Source organism: Pseudomonas sp. SIMBA_067 (genome assembly GCF_046534675.1).
Classification (GTDB): Bacteria; Pseudomonadota; Gammaproteobacteria; order Pseudomonadales; family Pseudomonadaceae; genus Aquipseudomonas; species Aquipseudomonas putida.
In genome coordinates this window covers 1-244 of sequence record NZ_JAWRYH010001131.1, presented here as the reverse complement: position 1 = coordinate 244, position 244 = coordinate 1, and the positions used below count along the sequence as shown (strand labels likewise).

Here is a 244-nt window from a genome sequence, read left to right as displayed (position 1 = left end):
CACGCGGGCGCCTGCGGGTGAGCATGCCGCAGGTCACCGGGCTGGTAATGCCGGCGCTGGCCGAGTTCATGGCGCTGTACCCGCAAGTGGAGCTGGACCTGGACTTTTCCGACCGCATGGTAGATATCATCGGCGAAGGTTTCGATGTGGTGATGCGCGGTGGGCAGCCGGTGGATTCACGGCTCAATGCCAAGTTCCTGGGGTATTTCCAGCACCGGCTGGTGGGTTCGCCCGGCTACCTGCG

At 64.3% G+C, this 244-nt stretch carries 1 protein-coding gene; it reads left to right on the top strand.

The window, feature by feature from the left end:
* On the top strand, positions 1-244 hold a 244-nt coding region (locus SB765_RS32820; RefSeq protein ID WP_410932918.1), incomplete at both ends, for a LysR substrate-binding domain-containing protein.